General features: G+C 63.9%; 15 protein-coding genes. 11 read left to right on the forward strand and 4 right to left on the reverse strand.

All coding sequences use genetic code 11. The annotated features are described in order from the left end of the window. Positions 1-39: 39 nt before the first annotated feature. Positions 40-639, reverse strand: coding sequence for an OmpA family protein (locus ACILSQ_RS16610; RefSeq protein WP_395744775.1), 600 nt, complete (start codon positions 637-639; stop codon positions 40-42). A 135-nt stretch (positions 640-774) separates the two neighbouring features. Beyond that, on the reverse strand, positions 775-1,317 hold the full coding sequence (locus tag ACILSQ_RS16615) for a GNAT family N-acetyltransferase (protein WP_395744776.1): 543 nt from the start codon (positions 1,315-1,317) through the stop codon (positions 775-777). 182 nt (positions 1,318-1,499) lie between these two features. Here ACILSQ_RS16615 and ACILSQ_RS16620 point away from each other — a divergent pair, with 182 nt between their 5' ends. From ACILSQ_RS16620 to ACILSQ_RS16645, 6 genes are all read left to right on the forward strand, one after another. Next, positions 1,500-1,652, forward strand: a complete 153-nt coding sequence (locus ACILSQ_RS16620) for a hypothetical protein (protein WP_395744777.1) — start codon at positions 1,500-1,502, stop codon at positions 1,650-1,652. Between the two features lie 55 nt (positions 1,653-1,707). Continuing rightward, positions 1,708-3,945 (forward strand): trypsin-like peptidase domain-containing protein, encoded by a 2,238-nt coding sequence (locus ACILSQ_RS16625; RefSeq protein ID WP_395744778.1) that lies wholly within the window; start codon positions 1,708-1,710, stop codon positions 3,943-3,945. Positions 3,946-4,093: 148 nt separating this feature from the next. Continuing rightward, the gene (locus ACILSQ_RS16630) at positions 4,094-5,569 is read left to right on the forward strand and encodes a serine/threonine-protein kinase (protein WP_395744847.1); all 1,476 of its coding nucleotides are present in this window, start codon (positions 4,094-4,096) and stop codon (positions 5,567-5,569) included. Between the two features lie 122 nt (positions 5,570-5,691). Beyond that, positions 5,692-9,321: a CHAT domain-containing protein gene (locus ACILSQ_RS16635; RefSeq protein ID WP_395744779.1), complete on the forward strand. Its 3,630-nt coding sequence runs from the start codon at positions 5,692-5,694 to the stop codon at positions 9,319-9,321. A 114-nt stretch (positions 9,322-9,435) separates the two neighbouring features. Beyond that, a complete protein-coding gene (locus tag ACILSQ_RS16640) occupies positions 9,436-10,278 on the forward strand; it encodes a polysaccharide deacetylase family protein (RefSeq protein ID WP_395744780.1) in 843 nt (280 codons plus the stop codon). Positions 10,279-10,468: 190 nt separating this feature from the next. Continuing rightward, positions 10,469-11,416 carry an energy transducer TonB gene (locus tag ACILSQ_RS16645; protein WP_395744781.1) on the forward strand — a complete coding sequence of 316 codons (948 nt, stop codon included), beginning with the start codon at positions 10,469-10,471 and terminating at the stop codon, positions 11,414-11,416. An 89-nt stretch (positions 11,417-11,505) separates the two neighbouring features. Here ACILSQ_RS16645 and ACILSQ_RS16650 read toward each other — a convergent pair whose 3' ends face one another. Further along, on the reverse strand, positions 11,506-12,618 hold the full coding sequence (locus ACILSQ_RS16650; RefSeq protein WP_395744782.1) for a hypothetical protein: 1,113 nt from the start codon (positions 12,616-12,618) through the stop codon (positions 11,506-11,508). A gap of 273 nt (positions 12,619-12,891) precedes the next feature. Here ACILSQ_RS16650 and ACILSQ_RS16655 point away from each other — a divergent pair, with 273 nt between their 5' ends. The 4 genes from ACILSQ_RS16655 (at position 12,892) to ACILSQ_RS16670 (ending at position 24,007) form a co-directional block, all read left to right on the forward strand. Further along, on the forward strand, positions 12,892-16,362 hold the full coding sequence (locus ACILSQ_RS16655; RefSeq protein WP_395744783.1) for a hypothetical protein: 3,471 nt from the start codon (positions 12,892-12,894) through the stop codon (positions 16,360-16,362). Positions 16,363-16,461: 99 nt separating this feature from the next. Beyond that, positions 16,462-18,132, forward strand: coding sequence for a caspase family protein (locus ACILSQ_RS16660; protein WP_395744784.1), 1,671 nt, complete (start codon positions 16,462-16,464; stop codon positions 18,130-18,132). Between the two features lie 302 nt (positions 18,133-18,434). Further along, the gene (locus tag ACILSQ_RS16665) at positions 18,435-20,987 is read left to right on the forward strand and encodes a hypothetical protein (RefSeq protein ID WP_395744785.1); all 2,553 of its coding nucleotides are present in this window, start codon (positions 18,435-18,437) and stop codon (positions 20,985-20,987) included. A 20-nt stretch (positions 20,988-21,007) separates the two neighbouring features. Then, positions 21,008-24,007 (forward strand): hypothetical protein, encoded by a 3,000-nt coding sequence (locus ACILSQ_RS16670; protein ID WP_395744786.1) that lies wholly within the window; start codon positions 21,008-21,010, stop codon positions 24,005-24,007. A 153-nt stretch (positions 24,008-24,160) separates the two neighbouring features. On the opposite strand, the gene ACILSQ_RS16675 is transcribed toward ACILSQ_RS16670, so the two are convergent. Further along, on the reverse strand, positions 24,161-24,685 hold the full coding sequence (locus ACILSQ_RS16675; RefSeq protein WP_395744787.1) for a hypothetical protein: 525 nt from the start codon (positions 24,683-24,685) through the stop codon (positions 24,161-24,163). A gap of 172 nt (positions 24,686-24,857) precedes the next feature. Here ACILSQ_RS16675 and ACILSQ_RS16680 point away from each other — a divergent pair, with 172 nt between their 5' ends. Then, positions 24,858-26,972: a S16 family serine protease gene (locus tag ACILSQ_RS16680; protein WP_395744788.1), complete on the forward strand. Its 2,115-nt coding sequence runs from the start codon at positions 24,858-24,860 to the stop codon at positions 26,970-26,972.

A 26,972-nucleotide genomic window follows, 5' to 3' on the forward strand; every position in this document is an offset into this window, starting at 1 on the left:
GGGGTAAGAGTGAGGGCTGAGCTTTTTCCGGGGCGGGCGCTATTTTTTTCCAGCGGCCTTCTCCGGCAGGATGCGGCGCAGCACCACGCGGCGGCTTTTCATGCGCCGGGTCTCGGCCTCGGCGGCGGTGTCGCCGGATTTCACGGGGTCAACGATTTCAGTTTCGCCAAAACCCAGCGCCACGAGACGCTGCGCGCTGATGCCACGCTTGATCAGCAGGCGGCGGATGGTGTCCGCGCGCTGGGCGGAGAGGTCCAGGTTATAGGCGTCCTCTCCCAGGTCGCAGGTGTGGCCTTCGATGAGAAAGCGGGCGTCCTTGAGCTTGGGCGACTTCAGCGCGGCGGCGATGTCGTCGATCAGCAGCTCGGAGGCGCGGTCGCGCAGCTCCGCGGAATCAAACTTGAAGAAGATGTTGTCAAAGGTGACGGATTTTTTGGAGGTCGTCAGGCGGGCGGTGCCGCCGCCGGGGATGCGGCCTTCGCGGAGCGCGGAGCCGGAGGGCGGCGGCGCGAGGACCTCAATGATGGTGATCTCCGCCTTGCGGGTGGTGGTGGCATCAAACGACTCCCGCTGGGCGGAGGCGGTGGTGAAGGGAAGGGCCGGCAGGAGGAAAAGGAGCGCGCTGAGGTGTGATTTCATGGATGGAATGTTGAGTGGGTTCGTGACGAAAAGAAGACCGGCAGCGGATATTCCGAAAAAAACATGCACATAAATCCTTAACCGCCCCCGAGTGTGGAGAGAGCGCCTGAGCACGTCAATGCGGGTTTTGCGGGGTCAAATGCAGCGCTCCAGGATGTCCTCCAGACCGTCCACCTCATCGATATGGGAAGCGATGCGGACAAATCCAAGCTGGGCGGCAAGGGCGTAGGAGGCGGTGTTTTGCGGACTGATGGTGAGGATGAATTCGCTCACGCCGTGGCAGTGATGCGCCCAGTTCATGAGCGCCTGGGAGGCCTCGCGCGCATAGCCATGGCGGCGGAATGAAGGAAACACCGTGAAGCCAAACTCCACCGCCCTGGGTGAATAGGGCTGCAGGTATGCGGCCCCCGGAGCGGTGTGAAAGCCGATGTAGCCGACCATGAGGCCGGCCTCCCGCAGGCACATGCCACGCAGGCACCAGGGCTGATAAGATGGATCCGCCTCAAGCTGGCCGAGCCGAAGCGCGAGCAGCCCGCCGGCATCTCCGGGCCACTCCGCCGGAAGCCGCGCCGGGAGCTGCTGCTGCGCCGCGGCCAGATCCTGACGGAGTGAGGCGCGCATGAACTCCGGCGAGAGGGGCACCAGATCGAGTCGCTCTGATTGAATGAACGAGGTCATGGGAAGACGAACGGGACGGAGCCTAGCGGTGCTGGCGAAGAAGGCAAACCGCTCGAATGGCGATGGTCCCGCAGTGGGAGGGAGGGTACATGAGGCAGATTTTTTACCGGCCGGATGGTGCAAAGAGCCGGAAAACGCGCGGCGGGGCTTCTTAAAGTGGATGAACAGCCCTTCCAACACCCATGAAAACACTGCTCATCTTTCTCGGAACTCTCATGCTCAGCCAGTTTCTCTACGTCGAATACGGTCCGAACAATCCCGTGGCCCGGGTGTCGGCGGCGGCCGCAGGCAGCGTGCGGTGGTTCTTGCATAGCGCCTTCAATGTGGTGGAATAGCCCGCCGGTTGCCTCGGGCATTTTCCCGTCCTATCTCATTCATCATTCTAATCCTATGTCCCTTCTCAAATTCTTTTTTACTGAGAAATGCAGCAACTGCGGCGAACGCATTGAAAAAGCGGCGCAGTTCTGCCGCCACTGCGGGGCGGGCCGCGCCAACTCCTGGCGCAAGTGCAACACCTGCGGCGTCAGTGTGGCGGCGGACTCGCAGTTCTGCTGGAGCTGCAAGGCGAACGTGGCCGCGCAGCCGCGGGATGAAATCTACAGCGACCGCTGGCGGCGCACGCCGGGCGTCTTTGCCATGCGTGTGACCATCGAGACTCCGCAGGACCGGCTGCGCAACGGCATCCAGGTGGATGAAGGCACGCTGGGGGCGCTGTACAGCAATGGGGTGATGAAAAGCAAACTGGACGCGGGATACCACCCGCAGACCAGTTTCTGGGACCGGCTGCTGGACGGCGGGAAGAGCGGGGGATTTGTGGAGGCCATCATCGCCGTGGCGGACCCAGTGAGCAGCTTTGTGAGCCTGGGGGGGACCGCGGCGCTGTTTACCAAGGACTTCGCCGCCGTGGAGGCCGCGGTGCTGGTGACGGTGCAGATGGCGGACCTGGGGCTCTTCACCCGCCGCATGCTGCCGGCCGGGAGCGATCTGGTGCGGGATGATGATCTGATGCTGCCGCACAGCGCGCGCGTGGCGGAGATCCTGCGCCGTCATTTGTCAAAGCTCGGCGTGGCGGAGGTCGCGCGCTCCACGGAGCTGCGGCATGAAATCGAGGCCGCGCTGGGCGCGGAGCTGCCCGGGCTGCTGGAAGACTACGGCCTGCGCTTCCGCGGTGTGGAGGATGTGCGTGTGGACTCGCCGGAGATCAGCCGTGTGCGGGAGGCGGAGGGCGGGCTGACCCAGACCAAGCGGGAGCTCGACTGGAGCAAGAAAAAGCGCGAGCTGGAGACGGAGCACAAGCTGGGGGAGATCAAGGACGAGTTTGCCTTCAAGGAGCAACTGGACCGCTGGACGCACGAGTACACGCTCACCTCCATGGAGCGGGAGCACATCATCGGCATGCGCCGCATCCAGCTGGGCGAGGCGGAGCGGACCGCCGCCATGCACGCGGAAGGCCGCGTGCGCGGGATCGAGAAGGACTACGAGATCGACATCAAGCGCAAGGACCGCGACTGGGAGGATGAGGAGGACAAGCGCGACCTGGTCATGCTGGATGAGATGCGCAAGCGACAGTTTGAGGCGATGGAGAAGATGCAAAAGCTCAAGCTGGAGCGCCTTTCCGCGGAAATGAGGAACATGGTGGACCTGGGCCAGGGGCTCAAGGATGTGCCGTCTCCGATAGCCGCCGGGGTGCTGCCGCCGACGCAGGGGAACCAGGTGATCCGGGCGCTGGAAATGCTGCGGCCGCTGCCAGACGTGGTGGTCATTTCTTCCTCCACGCACAGCTATGGCCCGGGGTATGGCATGCCGCAGCCGCCGCCGCCGTCTTACATGCCCTCCTACATGCCGCAGCCGAGCCCGGCGCCGGGGTATTCTGGCATGAACTCTGGCGGCCGAAGCCTGGAGATGCTGGCACAGCGGTACCTGCCGGGTGTGGGCGTGGTGGTGGCAGGGGTGGAGACGGGGAACCCGGTGCCGATGGGCACGGCGTGGATCGCCGCCGGGCGCGGCGTGGTGGTGACCAATGCGCACGTGGCGGAAGGGGTGAATGAGGCGCAGACAGAGGCGGGGATGAGCGCCTGGGTGATTTTTTCCGGCCAGACGGAGCCCTGCAAGGTGCGGCGCGTGCTGATGCACCCCGAGTACGCGCAGAGCGAGGCGAAGGGATACCCGCTGCCGTCCTACGATGTGGCGGTGCTGGAGCTGGAGACGCCGCCGCCGCACGCGGGGCTGCCGATCGCGGGGCGCAGCAAGCTCTTTGCCCTGCGCGAACTTCAGGCGGTGGCCTATCTGGGTTTCCCCATGGAGCACCTGGCCGGTGGCGGCACGAATCTGGAACGGCCGAAGGCGATCGCCAAAAAAGGGGTGATCTCCTCTCTGGAAGACTGGCACATGCGGCACAGCGACGACCCCGCGCAGCGCATGCTGATCAAGCATGACCTCGGCGTGGCCGGCGGTGCCAGCGGCAGCCCGATGTTTGATGAAGAAGGGGACGTCGTCGGCATCATCTCCGCGGGCAATATGGAGCAGATGTACGATCCGCAGTCCAAACGGATGCGCCGCACGCCCAACGGGGTGGTGCTGAACTTCGCGCAGCGCATCGATGTGCTGCTGGGGTGGATGGGGTGGTAGTGGTGGGGAAGTTTCCTTCGCCATTCTGGTTTCATCATTTCTCCTCATGTCCCTTGATCCCTTTGATCAACCGACGATCCCGTCTCATGCTCCGCGCTATCATCAGGGGCGGAAGTTGTTTGGCGGGCGGTAAACGCTGCTGCGGCCGCTGGGGCGTGGCGGGATGGGGGAGGTGTGGCTGGCGCAGGACAATGAACTGGGCGTGCACCGCGCGCTGAAGTTTGCACCGCCGGAGGTGGCGGCGGATGCGCGCTCTGTGGCGATGCTGAAGCGGGAGGCGATTGCCGGCACGAGCCTGGCGCATCCGAACATCGTGCGCATTTTCGACTTTGCCCACGACCCGGCGGAAATGGAAAGCGCGGTGATCATGGAGGTGGTGGAGGGCAGGAGCCTGGCGGAGCTGCAAGCGAAACGCATCGAGGAAGCGGGGGACGGCTTTTTCGAACCGGCGGAGATCGAAGGCTGGGTGCGGGAGGCCTGCATGGCGCTGGACTATGCGCATGGAGAAAGCCGGGTGCATCGGGACCTGAAGCCGCAGAACCTCATGATTGAAACGGCCAGCCAGAGGCTGAAGATCATGGACTTCGGCATCAGCCGCCGCATTGGAGACAGCTTCAGCCAGCTCACGGGCAAGGACAGCAGCGGCACTCTGCCCTACATGAGCCCGCAGCAGGTCATGGGCGACCCGCCGAGTGCCAGTGATGACATCTACGGGCTGGGAGCCACGCTTTACGATCTGCTCAGCGGCAGCCCGCCCTTCATCGGCGGTGCGCTGGAGACGCAGGTGCGTGACAAGGTGCCTCCTTCCATTTTACAACGGAGAGCCGAGGTGAATGCCTCCACCGGCAAGCCGGTGCCGGCGGCGTGGGAGGCCGTAGTGATGGCGTGCATGGAAAAGGAGCGCGAGAAACGTCCGAAGAATGCCGCAGCCATTCTGCAAGCCACTGCCGCGCCTGTGCCGAAAACGGCGACCGCCGCTCTCCCAAAAAGCGATAGACAACCGGCGGCTGAAAAAAAACCGAACCTTCAAGAGAGTGAAGTGTTTGGTGATCAGCAACGCCGTCTGACGTTACCGGCTTTGCCAATCCAGGCGAAGCCTGAATCCACTGACAAGCCGCGTGATTTTCAGGAAGGCTCCTCCAATGGCGCGATTTTTTGGGTTTGCATCACCTTTTGTATCGCGTTAGGAACCCCTGCTTTGGTCTATTTCGGTGAGCTGCGCGAAAAGACAAACTATCTTGAATTTTTTCAATTTGGGCAGGACGAGAACTGGTGGCATATATCAAACAGCCAGCAGGTTTTTTTGACTTTTTCCATTCTTTCCGCCATGCTTCTCCTGGTGAGTACCACGGCTCATGCCGCAGGTCTTCGGAGAAACAAGCCACTATTCGCCCTCCCTGTGCTGACGCTGCTTGCGATCGCGTCAAGTGCTGTAGCGTTCCAGTGTATTTGCACGTATCGGGCCAAGATAGAACCTTACCAGTTTGAGCAGTGGGGTGCTGCTCATCTCAAGGCCCAGCTCGCTGATCTGTTCTCCCTAAATTGGATTGTATGGATACTTCTTGGTGCAAGCATTGTTCAGCTCCTTTGGAAGCGTTCGAAATCATCAACATCACACCGTTGAGGTTAAGACAGGGTTCCAGCCGAGGAACATGAAGTTGAATAACCGGATAAAAAGACGGAAACGATGGAAGTGTGCAGGGCGCCGCTTGCCAAAACCTTGATGCTCCTTCACAGTCGCCGTCCATGAGTGGAAGCTGTCGATTTTTCGCGCTGCTCGCTGCGGTGCTCATGGCCGGGACTGTGGGCGTGCTGGGGCAGAATGCGCCGAGCCGCTACATTGTGGCGGATCCGGTGGCGGACATGGTGGAGAATGGGCAGGTCATCGGGCGGCTGGCGATGGGGCAGGTGGTGAGCATCCAGGCGCTGGCTGAAAACGGGGCGTGGGGGCTGGTGACGGTGGGCGGGGTGTCGGGGTGGGTGTCGTCGAAAAATCTGGTGCCGGCGCGGCCGCTTTCGATCGCGTATTTTCAGGGCACGAATCATTTCAATCTGGCGCGGCAGGCGGCGCAGCAGGGCGGGAAGGAGGTGGCGCGGAAGGAGTTTGGCGCGGCCATCCCGCTGCTGCGCAATGCGGTGGACCTTGCGCAGAGGGAGAACAACGGGCGCTATGTGGCCTCTGCCGCGACGAATCTGGCGATCAGCTATGACGAAAGCCAGCAGTACTCGAAGGCGGAGGCGCCATACCTGCTGACCTACCGCACGCATGAAGCGATGATGGGCGCGGGGCAGGTGCAACTGGGCACGGACGCGCGGAACCTGGCTTTCTTTTACCAGCGCTGGAAGCACCCGAAGGAGGCGCTGGAGTGGCATGGGCGCGCGCTGGAGGTTTTTGAAAACAAGTTTGGGCCTGAGCATGGGGAGACGGCCAGGGAGCGGCTGGAGGTCGGCTGCCTGATCCACTCTGAGCTGCGGCAGTTGGGGGAGGCGGAGGCGCATCTGGTGCAGGCGCATGCGGTGCTGCTGAGGACATCCGGAGCGAATGATGCGTACACGCTGAAAGCCGCGCAGGAGCTGGCGGAGGTTTATTCGGAACTGGGCCGGGCGCGCGAGGCGGAGGCGCTGTACCGGCAGGTGCTGGCGGCGCGCGAGGCGACGGTGGGACCGGAGGACCTGAGCGTGGCGGGCACCTGCCAGCTTCTGGCGGGAGTGTGCACAACGCTGGGAAAGGATGCCGAGGTGGAGAGCCTGCTGCTGCGCAGCCTGCGGATTCGTGAGATACGGCTGGGAGCCGCGCATCCTCATTTGATCGTGAGCCAGCGGGATCTCGCGGACTTGTGCTCCGCCTCAGGCCGCTTTGTGGAGGCGGAGGAATATCTGGGGCGCGCCAAGTTCATCGCGGAAAGCATTGGCAAGAACTCGGTGGAGCTGGCGAATGTGCTGGAGGGCTTTGGCAATCTGCGCAAGCAGCAGGGGCGCTATGATCAGGCGGAGGAGATGTACCAGCGTTCGCTGGCGATTTTGGAAAAGGGCGGGAAGGGAGAGTCGGACATCGCGCACACGCTGGGAGGGCTGTCGCGGCTTTATCTTCTGACGGAGCGCTATGACGCGGCGGCGCCGGTGCTGCAGAGGCGCCTGCGCCTGCTGGAGGCGGCGCATGGCAAAGAGGCGCTGCAACTGGTGGACAGCATCGAGGATCTGGCCACCGTCCAGCGCATCAAGGGCCGGCTGGGCGAGGCGGAGGCTCTGGAGAAGCGGGCGCTGGAAATCGTGGGGCGGTATCCTGAAAGCAAGGCCTACGGCGCGGCGGCGTGGAACAACCTGGGGGCGATCTACGCGGTGCAGAAGAAGTTTCAGGAGGCCGGGGATGCGTACCGCCGGAGCCTGGAGCTGTTTCAGCAAACGCTGGGTGCGCGGAATCACCGGACGGCCTTTGTGAGGATCAACCTGGCGCTGCAGGAGCAGCGGCTGGGGCATGCTGCTGAAGCACGGCGGCTGGCGGCGGAGGCGCGTGGCGTGCTGGAGCAGTGCCCGGGAGATTTTGACCAGGCGCGGGCGCTGGCCCTGCTGATCGAAGCCGATTCCGGCCGTGAGGAAGGCCACGCGTATGAGGCGCTGCAGGCGGCGCAGAGCCTGCGGCGGCTGATGCGCGAGCGCTTGAACAAGATGCTGCTGGTGCGCTCTGAGAGCGAGCGGCTGCAGTTTTTGCAGGGGCCGTATGCGGCGGATCTCCACAGGCACCTGGCCTGGGCGCTGGAGCCGCAGGCGGACCAGGGTGTGATCCATGCGACGGCGGAATGGGTGCTCAATGCCAAGAACCTGGCCAATGAGCTGCAGGCGAATCTGGCGAAGATCTCGCGCCATGCGGAAAATGAGCGTGTGCAGGCAATGCTGGCCGAGCTGGAAACGGTGCGCAGCCTGATGGCGGAAATGACCTGGAGTGATGGACCTGCCGCGCATGTGACCGCGGAGATGACCCGCCTTGCCGCGGAGCAGGACCGGCTGGTGCGCGAGATCCGGGCGCTGGGGACGCCTGAAACCGTGGGCGGGGCCTGGAGCGAACTCGATATGATCCGGCAGGCCCTGCCGGCGCGAAGCTGTCTCATCGAGATGATGAAGCTGCGACTGTCTGCCGGAAGAGAGATTTATGTGGCGTGGCTCATTCCGCCTCCGCGCCAGGGGGTGACGACCGTGGTGAATCTGGGGGACGCAGGGAAGATCGAGCAGGCGGTGGCGGCCCTGCATCAGGAGATCAGCGAGGCGCCGGAGCACATTGTCAAAGAGGGAGAGGCGGCGGCGGAAAAGCGCCTGCAGGCGGCGGCGCGCGGCGTGGCGCAGCTCGTGCTGGATCCGCTGCTTCCGGCGCTGAAGGAGGTGGAGCGCTGCTACATGGCGCCAGACGCGGCGCTGTGGCTGGTGCCCTGGGCGTCTTTGCCCACGGCGGAGGGGGCCTACCTTGTGGAGAAGCTGGAGATCTGCCAGGTGGCCTCCGGGCGGGAGCTGACGCGGCCCGCGAATGCAGTCTCCGGGACAGCGCCGCTCATCATGGCAGATCCTGACTTTGACCTGTCTCCGAGGACGGCGCAGAAGTCTCTGGAGGCGCTGCGGGGCGGGCAGCGCGGTGTGAAGGCGCCCGCCGCGGCGCGCAGCGGCATGCGCGGAACATTGCCAGCCCTGCCGAAAGTGGAGCGGCTGCCAGGCACTGCGGCGGAGGCGAAGGCCATCGCACCCGCGCTGGGGGCTTATGCCGGCGCGGAGGCGGGGCTGCTCACGGGAGACAAGGCGCTGGAGGACATCTTCAAAACGATCCAGCATCCGCGGGTGCTGATGATGAGCACGCACGGATTTTATTTTCCAGCGTCGCAGACAGCGCAGGCGAACGTGATACTGGATCTCGGCGGGCCAGCCACCGCCACCAAGGGCAGCGGCGAGGCGGACAATCCGCTGCTGCGCTGCGGGCTGCTGCTGGCCGGGTGCAATTTGCGGGGCAAAGGTGCCGCCTCCTCATGGTCTGTGCTGGATGACGGCGTGCTCTCCGGCCTGGAAATCCTGGGGGTGGATCTGGAGGGCTGCGAGCTGGTGGTGCTGAGCGCCTGTGAAACGGGGCTGGGGAAGACGGAGGCCGGGGAAGGGGTGGCGGGGCTGCGGCAGGCGTTTCAACTGGCCGGAGCGCGGGGCGTGATGGACACGCTGTGGGCCATTCCGGACGACGAGACGACGCAGCTCATGCAGCAATTCTTCCAGGGGCTGGCGCGGAAGCTGCCGCCCTCCGCGGCTTTGCGCGAAGCACAGCGGCAGATCATCGCCTCCCGCAGGCAGACGGCGGGGGCGGCGCATCCGTTTTTCTGGGGTGCTTTCGGTTTCACGGGGCGCTGAGCTTTGCCGGCGGTGACAAAAATCGCGCGGCTTCGAGGAAGGGCTGCAGGCGCGCCGGAAAATTGAAGACGGGTGTTCTTTGGTACGTCGAACCCGAACTGACTCCTTACTGCCATGAACTCTGACACAGACCTGATTGCTTCTCCCGAAAACAATTCCGCTCCCACGCGGCGCTGGTGGAGGCGCCTGCTGCTTGCCGGCGCAGGGGCGGGGCTGGCGGTCATCGTGGGCGCGGCCGCACTGGTGAAACACTGGACGGCGAAACCGCAGGCTGCCGCGCACCAGGCCGCGGCCAGCGAGGTGAAGCTGGGAACGCTGATGCCGGCGGACACGTTTACGGCGAAGGGCCTGGCGATGAAACAGGGCGCGGGGGACAGCGGCTTTCACCTGACCTTTGACGACGGGCCGCACCCGCTGTACACACCCGCCCTGCTGGACTGGCTGAAGGCGAACAAGATTCGCGCGACCTTTTTCCTGGTGGGAGAAAATGCCGTGCGATACCCGGAGCTGGTGCGGCGCATCGCGGCGGAGGGGCATCAGATCGGCAATCACACCTGGTCGCATGCGAACCTGACGAAGCTTTCAGATGCGAAGGTGCGGAGTGAAATCCAGCGCACGCATGATGTGATCGTGCAGATCACAGGGCGCGCGCCGACGGTGTTCCGTCCGCCCTATGGGGCCATCAAGCCGGCGCAGCGGCAGTGGGTGGCCAGGGTGTTTCATTATGAGACGGTGCTGTGGGATGTGGACACCGAGGACTGGAAGCTGAGCAGCGCGGAGGCCATCACCCAGCGCATCGAGCGCACGCTGAAGCCGGGGGGCATCATTCTGGCGCACGATATTCATCCGCGCATTCTGCAGGCTCTGCCAGTGGTGCTGCCACGGCTGCAGATGCACGGGCTGAAGCCCTCCAGCCTGCCGGTGCACGCGCGGAGTGTGACCCTGGCAGCGCGGTGATGGGGGAAGGGGAGGGCTGAATGCGGCGCGGCATGCCTCGAACGAGGGCATGCCGCGCCTTTGTTTTTTCCAGTCTCACACCGCGCTCAGGTTTTGTGCTTGCCCTGTCCGCCACTGCCAGGGCATGCTGCGGCACAGGCGCTGGTTTTCACGCCCGCGCGCCATCCACGCCCGAACCCTGCACTGAACGATGAGATCCCAACCATGCTTTGGCGCCTGGCTGCGCTTCACTTTTCTCGCCGCCGGCATCGCCACCGCCACCGCCGCGGACAAGCCCACGGTGTACAACGCCATCTCCGGCCCCGTCACGGAAATCGACACTCTCGCGGAGGCGGTGTTGAAGTCCGCCTATACCATCGTGAGGCTCCAGGATTCTCCCGACTACGCCCCGCCGAAGCCCACCGCTGGGAGTCTTCCGCACTTCGCCCGCACGCCCGAGGGGGAGTACCTCGGCGGCTACGTGCTCGCCTCCTATGTGGTCACGGCGGAAGGGCAGGCCGCCGCGCCGGCGATCCTCAAGACCGACGATGAGCGCCTCAATGCGGCGGCGCTGAAAGCGATCCACGAATGGCGCTTTCAGCCCGCCAGCTTGAAAGGGCAGCCCGTTTCCAGCGTCTCGGCGCAGGAGTTTCACTTTGAGGCCACGCCGAAGAGCTTCGAGACCCAGGTGCTCGAACCCATGGGTGGGAAAATCGCCAAACCCGCCGGCTGGTTCTATGAGGAAAACCACGGCGGGCCGAAGTATGAGTGGACGCTGACACGCGAGGACACGGACTCTGGCAAGAAGCCCTACGTCACCGGGGTGCGCATCCAGCTCTTCACCGGCATCCAGGAAGGGACAGGCAAAAACGCCCGCCAGTTCCTTCAGGACTTTATGGACGGGAAGAAGAAGGCCGAAGGTGTGAAGGTCATCAAAAGCTGCGGTGCCGAAGACCAGGGGCTTTTCACCCGCAGTTGTCTCGAAGTGGAGGAAGGCCCGTTTCACGTGCTTTATTCGCTTTTCTGGGGCAGCGACGGGCTGGACATGGCGGTGGTGATGGTCTCCGGCACGCGCAAGGAGCTTTGGGAGGTGTATCAGCCTGCGTTTCAGAAAATGCGCGCCCTGGAGCTCATCGACATGAAGCGTTTTGAGAAGTGAGCCTCATTCCGGGCCGGGACCGCGTGTGTCTGGATGGCACAAGCTGGTATGAGCCGGTCTGGCGGGAGGAGGGGCTGAAATGCGCGCGGTTATTGAGGGCGCTTCCACAGGGGCTTGTCGGCGCCGGTTTTTTCCAGCGGCGAGGTGCCGGCGGGAATGTCGGTGCGGAGGGGGATGCCTTCGGGAGTGAAGGCGGATTTTTCGTTGGAGAGGACCAGGCCAAAGGGGCGGCGCTCGCCGGCGGTCAGGGGCTTGTCCTCGTCGTGCCAGATGGAGGCATTGGCGGCTTCGGTGCGCTTGGGGAGGCGGATGTGCTCGGAGAGGCTCAAGGTGCCTTTCTGCTGCAACTGCTGGGTGGTCTCCGCCGCATAGACGCGGGCTTCCTCATGCAGGACGTGAACGGGAATGGCCTTCGGCACGGGCTCCTCAGAGGCGGCGATGGCCAGGGGCACCGCTGCCTGCGGGCTGTCCTGCGATGAAGGGGGGGCGGGCGAAGGGGGCGGGGTGGTCTTTGCGCCGGGGTGGAACTGGCCTTCGGTGATGAGGGTGAGCGTCTGTGCGATGAGCCCCGGCAGTTTGCGGGCAGCGGGGACAAAAACGGGCCTGGACTCCTCCTCCCGTGGCTTGGAGGCCTTGTCCGCCCTGGCCACGGCGGGCGCTGAGGAATGCCCGGCTGGTTTTGTGGCGGTGCTGGAGGGCGCGGTGGCTGCTGCGGGCGAAGCGGAAGCGTGCGCGGGACCGGAGGTGGCTGCCGCGGGACGTTCCGTGCCATGAGAGGGAGGAGTCACGACGGCGACGGCGGGCGTCGCGGGCTTTCCTTGCTGCGGGCCGCTGTGCGTGGGCGGGGCCGCTGGTGGGGCGGTCACGGGCGGAGCGGCGGGAGCGTTGTTGTCTCCCGTGACGATGCTGGAGGGGGCTTTGCCGGTGGAGGAGGGCTCGACAGTCGGCCTCCTGCGTGCCTCGGCACCATCGGGCATGCCGTCAAACCAGTCCTCGGGGGTGGCCTGGGAGTTGAGATCGACGGCGGCCAGATTGATGAGGGTGCCGATCTGGGTGTCGCTGCTGTCAGCAGGGCTGGCCACGTGCGCTTTTTTTCCGGTGAGGACAAACGCGAGGCCGAGGGTGACCGCGAAGAAGGCGAGGGCGGCCATCGCGATGACTTTCCGCTGAGAGGAAGCGGAGGAGAGAGGCGCGTCGGGCATGGGAGAGGTGGATTCGACGTGCATGGTGAAGATTTCCTTCGAAAAGACAAGAACTCATGTTTTTTCCGGTGCTAAAGCTGAAAACAAAGCGCTTTCTGGAACTGAAGGAGGCCGTGAATGGGGTGGCGGCGTGGCAGGGCGAATGTGTAAAACGCGCCGGAAAATCTTGACCGGCTTCTCTTTTCCTCTTCATCAGCACACAGACCTGGGTGAATGCTTCGCAGGAAACTTCTGGTCTTTGCCTGTGGATTTCCTTAACCTGAGACTTCTTCCATGCCCACCTTTACGATCTTCTACCTTGTGCCTGCCGGGGTGTTTCTAGCCATGGCTTTTCTGTGGTATGTCAGCGGGAGGCTGCCGCGCCTGTTTGCGGTGCTGCCGGTGGTGTCCTGCTATGCGGTGACGGCGGTGCTGCTGTTCTGTGGAGGGATGTGCCACCGCGTGGCGCATGTAAAGCTCAGCGGGCTGGAGATGGATCTGGTGGACCGCAGCGGCAAAGAGCAGTCCATTCCGCTGGGCGGCACGGTGAGCGGAGGGCGCGCTGAGGATGGGATTGAGGTGCCGGGCCTGCCGCCGGAGGCGCTGGTGGTGCGGCTGGAAGGAGACAAGCTGAAGATTCTGCCCGGGCCGGGCTACCAGCGCGGCATTCTGGTGCGCAGCGGCGGCAGGCTGGTGCCGCTGGAGGATGGCGGAGTACCGCGGCTGGTGCCGCTGGCGAACGGAGACCAGATCAACGTGCCGGCGGACGAAGGGGGCGAGGTGATCGCCCAATGGCGTCTGGGGACGCAGCGCATGGAACTGGATGTGAGCGGCGCGGTGCGCTGGATCGGCGGTGACAGCAAGGGCATGGCGAGGCTGCCGGGACTGGCGCCGCAGGTGATGGGCCTGAAGGTGATGGGGGACACGCTGGGGGTGGTGAAGGGCGGCGGCTGGACGAACGAGCTGGGCGTGCTGATCAACGGCCGGCGCGTGAACTTTGGCGACCAGATGGAACTGCGTGCGCCCTACCGCGAGGGGCTGACGACGGTGGCGCTGGTGAAGCCGGAGCCGCTGGCGGGAACGATCACCTTTGCAGAGTCGTCCGCACCGCTGCGGATCACCGCCGAGATGACGTGGAAGTCCGTGCTGGAGCAGCCGGCGGCCTTTCCCTTTGAGGTGGAGACGGGGCGCGCGTACCGCGTGGGGGGCTCGCTGGAAGACCATGTCTTTATCAAAGGGCTGCCCGCCGGGGCGATGACGCTGCATGTCTCCGCGGATGGCAAGCTGACGCTGGAACTGACCAAGGATGGACTGGATGCGCAGAAGGATGGGCGCATCAGCGGGGTGTATCCGCAGACGGTGGAGACGGGCAAGGCGCTGGCGGTGGGAGATGCGAGCGTGCCGTATGCGGGCACGTTTCACCTTCTGGGAACGGCGGTGCCGGAAACGCCGCCCCCTGCGGATGGCACCACTCCGCCGGAGACGCCCGACGATGATGCGGATGGCGCAGTGGCCGGCGCTCCTGCCGCCGAGCCCGTCAACCGCTGGCGCTGCGCGTGGCAGCCGATGATCCAGACCCGCTGGCAACTGCCGAACCGCACCATCAGCCTGCCGCTGATCGATGTGCCGGTGAATCTTTTCACGCGCCGGCTGTGGACGCAGCGGGTGTTTCCGCTGAACGAGATGTCCGCACGGGAGGGCGCGCTGAGGTCTGTGATCGCCTACACGCCGGACCATGCGGCCTGGGTGAATGGCGCGAGCCTGCTGCAACTGGACCCCGCGCTGACGCTGGCGCGCGGGGGGCGGCCGGTGGCCACCGCCTTTGCGGAGACCGGGCTGCTGCAGAAGGACGCGATGCTGGAAATCCTGCAGATTTCGGCGGAGAAGCAGGGGGACCGCATCGCCAGCAGCCTGGGCAGCGTGCTGCACCCGGCCACGGCCTATGATGCGCAGCGCGTGGCCCTGAGCCGGCGCTTTGCGAGCCTGAGCGTGGTGATGGAGGAGCGCGGCAAGAAAGAGGTGCCGGTGCTGCGGGTGGAGTTTGAGCGGCCGATGATCCGCTCGGTCTCGATGTCTGAGGTGAAGGAGGAGCTGGCGGCGCGCGAGGATGCCGGGCTGCAGGGGGTGCGCTTCGGCTTGAACGACCGCAGCGGCTTCAGCGACCTGCCGCACCAGATCACCTTTCCGCTGCTGACGCGCGCCTTTGACGAGGCCAACGCGGATGTGGAGATGCAGTGGTCCAGCTTCAACGTGCAGGATGATTTCAAACGGCAGACGCTGGACTATGGCGACCCGTTCAAGATCGGCGGCGGGCACCGCCTGCTGCTCTCCATCACGAAGGAGACCATTCCGCCGTGGCGCATCTTCTGGGTGCTAGTGGCGGGTTTCATCGCCATGGTGGTGGCGTGGAAAAACGGCACGTCGTTCTGGTGGATGGCGCTGCAGTTTGGGGTGGCCTTCCTGACCTGCAACCGGGTGATCTTCGGCCAGGCGGTGCTGGTGAATCCGCCGTTCAATCCAGACATCATCAGCGTGGCGATGAAGACGCTGGTGGCGGCGCCGGTGCTGCTGGGGCTGGGGATGTTCATGGCGCGGGAGCTGCTGCCGGGGCGGATCGAGCAACGGCTGCGGGGCGTGGAGTCCCGCCTGACGTACCCGTGGCTGTGCGCGCTGGCGGCGCTGCTGGTGGTGGTGCGGCTGCTGCTGCTGGCCGGGCTGGGGGCGAAGGAGGCGCTGTCCTTTGGCGGGCTGCGCGTGGCGCTGTCGGTGTTTTTTGTGCCGGCCTACCTGCTGCTGTTTGCACAGGCCTGCCTGCTGCTGTGGCGTGAGAAGGAAGGCACGGGCGGGCTGGCGGCGCGCGTGGTGGGGCGCTTTGCGCTGGTGACGCTGTGGCTGTTTGGCTGCCAGGCCTTCACGGCCGGGGTGGTGAGCGACCTGGGCATGTTCCTCTACTTTGTGCCGATGGCCCTGGTGCTGGCCACGGTGGGGGTGTGCGCGCTGTGGGAGGGCGTGGTGCGCAGCCTGCGGGTGTCCAAGGAGGAGCTGAAGGCGCAGAAACCCTGGCTGGCAAGCGTGGCGGGCCTGGGGCTGGTGCTGCCGCTGCTGATGATGACGCTGGTCTTCACCGCGCCCAAGGCGCTCCTCAACCTGTGGCCGCATGTGGCGCAGGAACTGACCAGCGACGAGGAGCTGGTGACGGACAGCACGATGCTGCGCGTGCTGCAGTTTGCGCATGAGGACTACCTGATCAACCTGGGCACGGACACGGCGGAGCGCATTGCGCAGGACCATGCGATCATGGCCAACTACGCGCACCGGGGGCTCTTTGGAGAAGGCTACCTGCAGGTGGACGTGCTGGCGGCCAAGGCGGTGACGGCGCTGAATGACAATGTGTCCGCGGTGTTCATCTTCGCGCAGTTCGGCGTGGTGGGGGCGCTGGCGGTGATGCTGGCGTATCTGGCGGTGATGGTCAGTTCCCTGGGCGCGCGGGAAAGCATCAACTCACTGACGAGCTGGCTGAGCCTGATGGCGGGCATGTCATTCGCGCTGGTGAGCCTGTACATGATGGCGGCAAACTACGGCCTGCTGCCCTTCACGGGGAGAAACATGTACCTGCTGGGCCTGAACAGTTGGAGCGACGTGGCGGAGAGCTTTGCGCTGATCTTCCTCATCATCCTGGGGATGGCGCGCGCGGATTTCCGCACGCGGGAACTGAACAAGCCGGAGAGCGCGCTGGGGGATATTATTGAGGGGAATGAGGCGTGAAAAAACACTGAAGTGCATCGCAATGATATGAAGCTCTTTTCATTCTCCACTCTTCTGCGTCCCAGAACCGGACCGGCTAAAGCCGGTACTACAATACTCATGGGGTGTTTGCTGTTTGTGTTTCTTTTGATCACGACGGCCGAGGCGCAGCAACCGGTCACGGGAAAACGCGTGGCCTTGGTCATCGGGAACAACCGCTACGCGGGCAGTCCGCTGGAGAATTGTGTGAGCGATGCGGCGGCGATTGCGAAGGTGCTGCGTGAGCAGTTGAAGTTTGACGTGGTGCTGGCGGACAAGGATTCGGAGAACTTGGACCGGCTGAGCTTTGCGCGGCGGCTGCAGGCTTTTCAAAAGGAGGCCAGCGGCGCGGCGGTGGCGCTGTTTTATTATGCGGGGCATGGCATGGAGGACTTCGATGGGCGCGACAACTACCTCATCCCGGTGGATGCGAATCTGGTGGAGGCGGCGAAGGACAATGCGGGATTGCAGGCCCAGGGCATTGCGCTGGAGCAGGTGCTCAGGGCGATGAAGGAGGCGACGAAGGGCGCGAAAATCATTCTGCTGGACTGCTGCCGCGAGCGGCCTGCGGACCGGGCGATCCGCACGCGTGATGGCGGCGGTTTTGTGATGCCGCAGGATGCGGACCTGCCGCAGGACACGCTGATCATGCTCGCGGCCGCACCTGCGCGCACGGCGAGTGATGGCGAGTCGGGGCATGGGCCGTTCACGGCGGCGCTGATCAAGCATCTGCCCACGGCTGGCACGGCGTTGTTTCAAACTTTCCGCACGGTGCGCAACGAGGTGCTAACAGCGACGAATCAGGCCCAGAGGCCCTGGCTGAAGCTGGATGGGGCGGGGGACTTTTTTTATGAGCATGCGCTGGTGGTGGCGAGTGCTGGGGCGAGTCAGTCTGCTCTGCCGCCTGCGATGCCTGTACTTCCAACGCCTCGCGCGGCGGCAGAACTGCTGCGCACGGCGAGCAAGGATGCTCCTTTTGTGAACAGCCTGGGGATGAGGTTTGTGCCAGTGTTAGGCTATAAGGACGGCAGGAAGTTGCTCTTCAGCATCTGGGAGACGCGAAGCAAGGACTACGCCGCCTTTGTCAAAGCCACGGGTCATGATGCTGGAGAGGACTGGAAGACAGACGCTTTTCTGACCGTGCCGGTGGGCCGCGGCGAGGGAGAAAGTGCTGAAGAGAGCAGTCACCCGGTGGCTGATGTAAGCTATGAAGACGCAGCGGCCTTTTGCGACTGGCTGACGAAGCGAGACCGTGAGGCAGGCCTGATCGGTGCACAAGATGAATACCGGTTGCCGACGGATGTGGAATGGAGCCATGCAGTGGGTATTGGGGAGAAAGAGGATGCGAGCGCGAGCCCAAAAGACAAGCATGGGGAGCTCACGGATACCTATCCCTGGGGCGTGCGCTATCCACCACCGACTGGCAGCGGAAATTACGCAGACACCGCCTCCAAAGTGAAGAGAATCGATATCAACGGTAGCATTGAGGGCTACAGTGACGGCTATGCAACCACTTCTCCAGTGGGCAGGTTTGAGCCAAATGGTCTGGGAATCTATGATCTGGGAGGGAACCTGTGGGAATGGACCAGTTCAGTTTGGGAACAAAATGGTAATCATGTGTTGCGCGGGGCTTCGTGGAAGGACTCTTCCTCCATTCGTCTGATCTCCTCCTGTCGCCTCAGCATTCATCCCGGTTTTCGCAGCGGTTTCTACGGGTTTCGGCTGGTGTTGGCAACGGGGGCTGGTGATTAGGCTTTTACTTTTTTCATTTTTACCTTTGCCGCGCAAAAGGCGAATTTTTTAACCCTTACAAATTCTCAAAATAGACCCGGAAATATCGACATCTCGTTCCTTTCTCTCTCCATCCACCCACTCGCCCGCTCCGTAAAAAGTGGCCCGCTCAGTCCTCTGAGCGGAACCGCAGGCCGCAAGGCTTCCGAATGCAAAGCCAGACGCTCAGAGTCCGAATCACCTTCTTTCTTAACTTGCCCGCCCTATCTCCGCTCGTTCCGCACAGGGGACTGTGCGGGCCACTTTAAAAGCCATTCCCCCTCATGAACACGCTCCCTCTTCCCAAAATTCATCAACGGCCGCTGCTCCTGTGGGTGGCGGGGTGTGCGGTGGCGCTTGGCGTCATTGCTGCTGTTTTATTTGTGGCGGGGGCGCATGTGGATGATGAGGGGACGAACTATTACATTCCGGAGGGGTATCGGAAGAATGTGACGGCGATGGCGAAGGCGGGGGCGATCCGGCATGACAAGACGGCGCCGGCGGATCCGCGCCAGGCGCTGCCGCCGTGGGGCAAGATGATCTTTGATGATGCGAACGCGAACCCGCGGCAGGAGCAGTTTTTCCAGGAGAGCAAACGCCTGCAGTCGGACCTGCGCGATTTCAATGAAACGGGCGGCGGCTTCTTTGAGGTGCGGCTGGACGGGAAGATCTACATCGCGCAGCAGTTTCACAATTTTGCGCTGCCGTACCCGAAGCGCCCGGCGTGGCGCGGGAGCTTTTCGCTGGCGGGTGAGAAGCTGCCCTCGCTGGTGAGCGAGGATTTGTATCTGGGATTTTCCGCGACGGATGAGGATGGCTCCCCCACGGCGGAGGACTACAAAGTGCTGAGGCTGGATGCGTGGTCGCAGCCGAGGAAGAAGCAGACCCACTACCGGGCACGGGCGTTTGAGCTGCTGGGCGATGAGTCGCCTCTGGTGCGGCTGTCTCTGATGGGGGAGCGCGTGGTGCTGCAACTGACGAACACGGCGGACTGCGAAGTGAAGCTGAACGGTGACATCATCAACCGCGCGGGGTCGGAGGCGGTGGGCCGCTTTATGGAGCGCCGCTCAGATCTGCCGGAGGCGAAGCTGCCGAACAATGCGGCGCCGCTGCGGGATGGCGACCGCCTGCGCCTGCGCCACCTGCGCACGGGGCGGGAGATCTCGCTGCGCTATGGCCGCTACGCGGGCGGCATGGTGAGCCGCCGCTGGCTGGAGGACGGGCGCGAGGTGAACCTGGTGGACCCCGAGCTGGCCGCTGAGCTGCCGTATTTTCAGCAACTGCAGGACGCGCTGAACCGCTTTGTGCAGCAGCATCCGCATCCGGACCAGATCGGCCAGCCGAACATCCATCTCACCATTGACCGCGGGCTGCACAGCAGTGTGAACCGCATCTTTCTGGATGCGGTGCGGGGCTTTGATGCGCGGCGCTCGGCGGTGTCAAACATCCAGCTCGAACCGGCGTGCATCTGCATTGTGAATGCGCTCAACGGGGATGTGCTGGCGATGCCCTCCTATCCCGCGCCGGCGGATGTGCAGTCGCTGCGGCAGCGGGCGCAGAATGGATCGCTGCCGGGAGTGACGGAGGCGAAGCTGAGGCGGCTGGGGCTGAATCAAAACCTGACGCTGATCCCCATCGGCTCGACGACGAAGCCGCTGTTTGCCAGCGCGGTGTGGGACACGCGGCCGGAGCTGAGCAAGCTCCAGATCGACGAGCCTGCGGGGGGGCGCAGCGAGGTGCTGGGCTACAAGCTGACGGCGCCGTACGGCACCTTGGGGCCACGCCATGTGGATTCGAAGGGCTTTCTGCGGATGTCCTCAAATGATTACACGCTGCACCTGGGGCTGCTGATGCTGACGAAGGGGGTGACCTTCAGCGCCAACGGCACGCCGATTTTTCCCGCGGGCAAGGCGGATCTCTCGGCCTTCTTTCGTGGCGACACCATTCCCGGCGGGCTGGACCGCCCGGACGTGCCCGCCTTTCCGAAGATGGCTGACTGCTATGATGTGGGCCTGGTGCAGCGCCTCACCGACGGCTCCTCCGGCATGTGGGATGTGGGCCTGCTGCAGCCGATGCTGCGCCAGCTCGGCGTGAAGGATGGGGCGATGCAGGCGGCGGCTGAAAACGCCGGGCCGGACAAGACGACCGCGGAAATGCGCGAGATCGTTTACAACAGCTTCTCCAGCGTGCTACCGGAGCGCGCGAACCTGCAACTGGACACGGTGAGCAGCGTGCGCGGCAAATTCACCTCCATGCTGCTGGGCTCAGGCACGAACTACTGGAGCAATGTGAAGCTGGCGGAGGCCTATGCGCGGCTGGGCACGGGGCGCAAGGTGCAGGTGCGCCTGGCTGCGGACGCCGGCAGCGAGGGCAAGCCCGCCGAATTTCCCGAGCTGCCGCTGAAGCGTGAGACGCTGGCGCTGGTGCATGCGGGCATGCAGGAGTGCGCGGAGGGCGTGGAGGGCAGCACGGCGGAACGCATCAGCGACAGCGTGAAGGCTGCGCGGAAAAAATTTGAGGCGAAGGGGCTGCAGCTCTTTGCCCTGGCCAAAACCGGCACCGCCACCCGCCGCGCCCCGGTGATGAAAAAAGGCGTGGTGCTGGAGGACAAACGCGAGTGCGCCGCCTTCTGCCTCTTCCTGGAAGTGCGCGACAAAAGAGGCACCCCTCTGGCCGCGCTGAGCAGCGCCACCTACCTGCAGGACCGCGCCGCCACCCGCGGCAACACCTCTCCCAGAAACTCCGCCGTGGCCGTGCAGCTCACCGAAGACTTCTTCCCCGAACTCGTGACCTGGCTGGAAAGCCAGCCCGCGGTGAAGAAGGCGGTGGGGAAGTGAACCCGCCTTATCCAGCCACCATGCGCCCGCTCCTGCTCCTTTCGGTCTTCTTGTGCCTCCTGCGCCCGTCATTCGCCGCGGAGCCGCCCATCGCACCCATGCTGCGCATTGAGGCGGGGATGCATACGGCCATGATCAATCGCATCGCCACGGATGCCGCTGGGCGGGTGGTGCTGACCTGCAGTGATGACAAGACAGCGCGGCTGTGGTCCCTGCCTGCAGCCACGGCGGACGGCACCCGCCCACCTGCCACGTTGCTGCGCACCTTCCGCATTCCCCTCGGTGCGGGGGATGAAGGCAAGCTCTATGCCTGTGCCCTGAGCCCGGATGGCAGCACCGCCGCTCTGGGAGGATGGACTGGCAGGGAATGGGACCAGTCAAGATGCGTTTACCTTTTCGACACCGCCTCGGGCCACTTGCTGCGCCGGCTGACGGGTTTGCTCAATGTGGTGCACGATCTCTCGTTCTCTGCCAGTGGCCGCGCTATTGCAGCGGGCCTGGGAGGAAAAAATGGCATCCGCGTCTGGGAGGTGGCCAGTGGCCAGCTTGTCGGCCAGGACAGCGACTACGGTGACAGTTGCTACGGTCTGGACTGGCAGGGAGACGGCACCCTGGCCAGCACTTGTGATGATGGCTACTTGCGTCTTTACAGTATGACAAAACTGGCCGGAGCCTCCCCCTCCCTCCAACCTGCCGGCCTCACTCCTTTGCGTAAGGCCCGCAGCACGCTGGGCCAGCAGCCCTATACCATACGCTTCTCCCCAGATGGCCAGTCAGTGGCGGTCGGTTTCTATGACAGCAGGGCCGTGGCTGTTCTAGCGACCGAAGATCTGCGCCATCTCTACCAGCCGGACGCCACGGGAGTGACCAATGGCAACCTTGGCAGGGTGGCCTGGAGCGCTGATGGACGCAGTCTTTTCGCCGGGGGACTGTGGGATATTGGCGGACCGAACCCCATCCGCATTTGGCCGCAGGCAGGACGCGGCAAGCCTCAAGACTTGCAGGTGGGGGCTACCAGCACCCTCATGGCTTTACGCCCCCTGCCCGGCGGCGGCTTGCTTTTTGCCGCCGCCGATCCCGCGTGGGGAGTGGTTCAAAAAAGCCAGACTACGACACCTGGTGCAGGCACCCAGGAAAGTGGCTGGAAAGGCGTGCTCATGGGCCAGCCTCCCATCGCCGACCATCGAACGACGGGCGCAGTGATTCATCTGTCCGCAGATGCTTCGGTGGTGGCTTTCAGCTATCAATCTTTTGGCAAGATTCCGGCCACATTCTCCCTCAGCGAACGTCGACTAACGCCCGGAACTCCGCAGGCCACCCTACGTGCTCCACGCCAGGAAGGGCTTCCGGTTTCGAACTGGGAAGATAAGACGGCCCCCACGCTGAGCGGCCAGCCCCTCAAACTGGAGAACTTTGAAAGGTCGCGTTCTTTTGCCATCGCCCCAGATGCCAGCTTCTTTGTGCTTGGAACCGGCTTCTACCTGCGCTGCTATGCGGCGGATGGCAAGGAACGCTGGCAGCAGTCGGTGCCGGGCACAGCCTGGGCGGTGAATCTCTCGGCTGATGGCCGCATCGCAGTAACAGCGTATGGGGATGGCACCATACGCTGGCATCGGGCGGACAGTGGGAAGGAGTTGCTGGCTTTCTTTCCGCATGTGGACCGGAAGCGCTGGGTGCTGTGGACGCCGGAGGGGTATTATGACTGCTCTGCGGGTGGGGAGGAGCTCATCGGCTGGCATGTGAACCGGGGGAAGGACCGGGAGGCGGATTTCTTTCCGGCGGCGAAGTTTCATGATGCTTTTTACCGGCCGGACGTTGTTTCCGAAGTGCTGCGTACGCTGGATGTGGGGGAGGCGGTGAAGCTGGCGAATGCGAACCGGCCGGCGGCGCAGGCGGCGCCGCTGAATGCGGCGGAGGTGATCACGCGGATGGCGCCGCCGGTGGTGGAGCTGGGCACGGGCGGGGCGGCGGCGGAGATCGAGATCCCCGCGGAGGCGGAGAGCGCCACGCTGCGCTACCGCGTGCGCGGCGGGCGCACGGAGCCGGTGAAGCTGGTCTCCGTGCGGGTGGATGGCCGCCCGGTGCAGGCCAGCGCGCCGGTGCCGGGGGATGAGGACTCGTTTGTGGAGGCGAAAGTGCCGCTGCCGCTGAAAGACTGCGTGGTGGCGGTGCTGGCGGAGAACCGCTACGCGGTGAGTGAGCCCGCGCTGCTGCGCGTGCGCCGGCAGACGGTAGCCGCCGCACCGAGCGCGCGCCCTGCGGTGGAGAAGAAGGGGCGGCTCTTCATCCTGGGCATCGGCGTGAGCATGCTGAAAAACCAGGCGGCGCTGACGGGGCTGGATCAACTGGAGTATGCTGATGATGACGCCACCGTTTTCACCACCACTTTGGCGAAGCAGACGCAGCTCTACCGCAGAATTGAAAAACGACTGCTGACCAACGAGGCCGCCACGGCGGGAGACATCCTGGATGCGCTGGACTGGCTGAAGAGCAGCACGAAACCAGAAGATACCACGATGATCCTGCTGGCGGGGCATGGCGAGAGCGATGAGCAGGGACGCTACACTTTCTGCGCGCATGACTACGACCGCGCGCGCCGGCTGCGCACCGGCGTGGGGTTTGAAGACATCAAGCTGGCGCTGGGCGCGACGAAGGGGGAGGTGGTGCTGTTTCTGGACGCCTGCTCCGCCGGCAACAGCCTGGGCGCGGGCTCGAAGGTGGATGTCACCGGCCTGGTCAATCAGCTTAGCGACAGCGAGAGCAACATCGTGGTCTTTGCCGGCAGCGACGGGCACAGCGCCTCGTTTGAGTCAGACGCGCTGAAGCAGGGCATCTTTACCCACTGCATCAAGACCGGCTTGGAAGGCAAGGCCGACGTGCTGCGCAACGGCAAGATCACCCTGAGCGGCCTGCAGACCTACGTGGACGATGCGGTGCGCAAGCTCAGCAACGGGCAGCAGGTGCCCGTCATCAACATTCCCAAAATGGTGCCGAACATGACGCTGGGGCTCACGCCTTGAATGGAGTGAGCTCTGGCAGCTCGTTTGCGCGAAAAAAGCCGAACCCTTTTCCACATCACCTCTGCAGAAAGCCTCCGGATGGAGGCTCCGTGGCATTCACTCCTTTTCTGTCCTCGTCGTCACATGACCAAGCACCGCCAAATCGAAGCAAAATCAAAACCGCCGCGGGATGATCAGGCGGCCGCCGGAATTGCCGCCGCTGCTGCTGCCGCCGTCTCCTGGAGAGGTGGGGCTGGAGGGCGGGGGGGAGTCGGCAGGGCGGGTATTGCGGGAGGAGGACGAGGAGCGAGGGCGGGAGCTTCCGCTGCTGCTGCTGCCGCCGCTGGAGTGCGGATCATTGCCGTCGGCGATGGCTTCGGCCTTGGCCTCGGCCCAGCCTTTGGAGTAGCCGTTGCGGTAAAACGTCTGGGCCGCGGTGGAAAATTCGTGCTGGTGTCTGGCGGGAGAGTAGGGGAGGGGCTCCCAGAAGTCTTCGCCGCCGTACTCGTGGCCGTCCCAGTAGGCGTCGTATTCATACTTGAGCCAGAGGTTTTGCGGCGGGAGCTGGCCGCGACGGAGTGCGGAGTTTCGCGTGGCGATCTGCTGTGGCGAGAGCTGGCTGAGGCTGTAAACCGTGCAGCAGCCGGTCAGGAAGACAGCGCAGACGCAACAGATCATGAAGAGAAGTCCGGGCTTCATGGGCGCAGTTATTATTCCAGTGCGCAGCTTGTCAACCGGGGTATTGCCACAAGGTGGAGACCGGGGGGCGGGCTGCCTGTTTTGTACGACATCCCGAGATTTTCATGTTTCATCTTGCAAAAAAAGAGGTAAGCCACTCGTCAGGGTTTCCCGTGTCCCAAGCCTAACGCCCATGAAAACGCGCCTTGTTCCTCCGCACGCGGCCTGCAGACTGCTGCTTAGCCTGCCCGCCAGTGTGATGCTGCTGTGCCTGCCGGCGAGCGGCCAACTGACCGACGCGCCACCGGGGGGCGGAGCCAGGGCCGGAGGCTTTCTGGAATCGGGCGCGATTCAACTGGATCCACTGGCGCAGCCTGGAACGGCACCGGCTGGCGGTGCGCGCCTGGCGACGCCGACGCTGGCAGGACGGAAGGAAAGCGTGGTCTATGCAGTCTGGCTGACGGGAAAAGCGGGCCAGGCCTCGGGCGGGGGGACGCCGATCACGATCCGGGTGGAGCCGAACTACTCCGGCGAGCCGGCGGTGGGCGCTACGGAGGGAACGCCGGGCGGGCTGGGCAACCAGTGGAAGTCGAGCTTCTGGATGTCGGCGTACAATGCGGCGCGGATGACGGACCACGTGCTGGCGGACTATGAGTTCAGCATCAAGGTGGGCAGCGGCCGGATCGACGGACCTTCGGCGAGCATGCTGCTGGCGGTGGGAATGCTGGCGCTGCTAAGAGGGGACGACATCATCCCGGGCACGACGATGACGGGCACCATCAATCCAGACGGCACGTGCGGGCCGGTGGGAGGCATCCCGCACAAGATGGAGGGGCTCAAGGCGATGGAGAAGAATTTTGCCGATGCGAACGGCCACCCGATCATATTCCGGCGCTTTGGATATCCCATCGGCTCCCGCATGTCCCACAACATGAACACGGATGATTTTGTGGACCTGCATGAGTGGGGGAAGGACCTGGGCTACACGGAGGTGCGGGAGATCGCGGACATCTACGAGGCGTACGAGTTTTTCACGGGCAAGCCGCTGCCGAAGCCCGAGGCGCTCACGGAGTCGGAGATGGAGCTGCCCCTGGCCATCCGCAAAAAGCTGAGGGCGAAGATTGAGGTCACGATGAGCCGGCTGAAGCCGCAGCTTGCGGAGCTGAAGGAGCGCATCCGCAACAGCAATGACAGCAGCAAGAAGGAGCAGGAGATGCTGATCGAGACGCTGAACCAGACGGACCGGCGGTTCGCGAACTACCGCTCCAGCGGGCTCGAAGAAGCCTCCTACATCGAGCTGGTGATGCTGCATACGTTGTACCAGCAGTCGATCCACACGCTGAAGCTCAAGGAGCTGACCGATCAAAAAAACGCGGCGGCGGTGCTGGATCTGCTGGCGTCCTTCAACATCCTGGAGGACAACCTCAACAGCCTGACGCTGGAGGCATCCTCCCTGGCGCTGGATGACAACCTGGCGGGACGCCTGACCGCCATCGAGGCGCTGACGCAGTACTCCATTGCAAAGACGCTGCACCAGACGGTGACGAGCATCGCCAATGAGCTGAAGCCGAGGCTGGAGGGCGCCGGCCGGCGGGATGTGAAGACGCCGCCCATCGACTGGCAGGACACGTACCAGAAGGCGGTGCTGGCCTCCTTCATGCATGCCATGGCGCAGACCTGCGCGATGGTGGCGCAGGACTGGCTGAATGTGGGGGTGGACCAGTCTTCTCTAAAATCGAGCCAGGAGGAACGGCTGGGACGTTTTTCCAAATCAATGACTTCGGTGGCGGGGGCCATGGCGTCTTATTTCCGGGAGGTGGTGCTGACGCCGATGATGGCGAATTCAAGCGGGTCTGCGGCCGCACCGATCGGGGAGACGGAGCTGGGCTACATTCTGGCCAAATCGACGAGCAATTTCGCGGAGCATCTGGCGCCGAATTTTCCCTCCCGGCTGAAGGAGAAGAACAACCATCAAATCGCCTATTCGTCGATTTCGTTTTTGGAGTCGGCGGCCCTGATCAACCGGCACTATTCGCTGGATTGCCGCACGGACGACGACGGTGACCTTGTGATCCGGCGGAGGAAGGCGCTTTCCAGTCAACTGGACCTGGCGCGTCTGCATGCGCTGGAGGCGGCGAGCCTGTGCAAGAAGCGCCTCGGTTTTGTGCCGTGGAACGTGCTGATGAACTACCAGCATGGAAAGGCCTACCGCGATGGTGCGCAGGAGCATGACAAGCTGACGGCACTGCTGTGCTTCTGGCAGTCCACGCTTTCAGCGGAGATCGCACTGCAACTGGTGGACCGTTGA

It is taken from the genome of Prosthecobacter sp. (assembly GCF_044227185.1).
In the GTDB taxonomy this organism is placed as follows: domain Bacteria; phylum Verrucomicrobiota; class Verrucomicrobiia; order Verrucomicrobiales; family Verrucomicrobiaceae; genus Prosthecobacter.

Bases quoted from the DNA above. Each gene is read 5' to 3' on its own strand.
- ACILSQ_RS16625 (WP_395744778.1), top strand. From the start codon at position 1,708: ATGTCCCTTCTCAAATTCTTTTTTACTGAGAAATGCAGCAACTGCGGC.
- ACILSQ_RS16665 (WP_395744785.1), top strand. From the start codon at position 18,435: ATGAACACGCTCCCTCTTCCCAAAATTCATCAACGGCCGCTGCTCCTG.
- ACILSQ_RS16660 (WP_395744784.1), top strand. From the start codon at position 16,462: ATGGGGTGTTTGCTGTTTGTGTTTCTTTTGATCACGACGGCCGAGGCG.
- ACILSQ_RS16620 (WP_395744777.1), top strand. From the start codon at position 1,500: ATGAAAACACTGCTCATCTTTCTCGGAACTCTCATGCTCAGCCAGTTT.
- ACILSQ_RS16680 (WP_395744788.1), top strand. From the start codon at position 24,858: ATGAAAACGCGCCTTGTTCCTCCGCACGCGGCCTGCAGACTGCTGCTT.
- ACILSQ_RS16670 (WP_395744786.1), top strand. From the start codon at position 21,008: ATGCGCCCGCTCCTGCTCCTTTCGGTCTTCTTGTGCCTCCTGCGCCCG.
- ACILSQ_RS16675 (WP_395744787.1), bottom strand. From the start codon at position 24,685: ATGAAGCCCGGACTTCTCTTCATGATCTGTTGCGTCTGCGCTGTCTTC.
- ACILSQ_RS16645 (WP_395744781.1), top strand. From the start codon at position 10,469: ATGAGATCCCAACCATGCTTTGGCGCCTGGCTGCGCTTCACTTTTCTC.
- ACILSQ_RS16610 (WP_395744775.1), bottom strand. From the start codon at position 639: ATGAAATCACACCTCAGCGCGCTCCTTTTCCTCCTGCCGGCCCTTCCC.
- ACILSQ_RS16635 (WP_395744779.1), top strand. From the start codon at position 5,692: ATGAGTGGAAGCTGTCGATTTTTCGCGCTGCTCGCTGCGGTGCTCATG.
- ACILSQ_RS16615 (WP_395744776.1), bottom strand. From the start codon at position 1,317: ATGACCTCGTTCATTCAATCAGAGCGACTCGATCTGGTGCCCCTCTCG.
- ACILSQ_RS16655 (WP_395744783.1), top strand. From the start codon at position 12,892: ATGCCCACCTTTACGATCTTCTACCTTGTGCCTGCCGGGGTGTTTCTA.
- ACILSQ_RS16650 (WP_395744782.1), bottom strand. From the start codon at position 12,618: ATGCCCGACGCGCCTCTCTCCTCCGCTTCCTCTCAGCGGAAAGTCATC.
- ACILSQ_RS16640 (WP_395744780.1), top strand. From the start codon at position 9,436: ATGAACTCTGACACAGACCTGATTGCTTCTCCCGAAAACAATTCCGCT.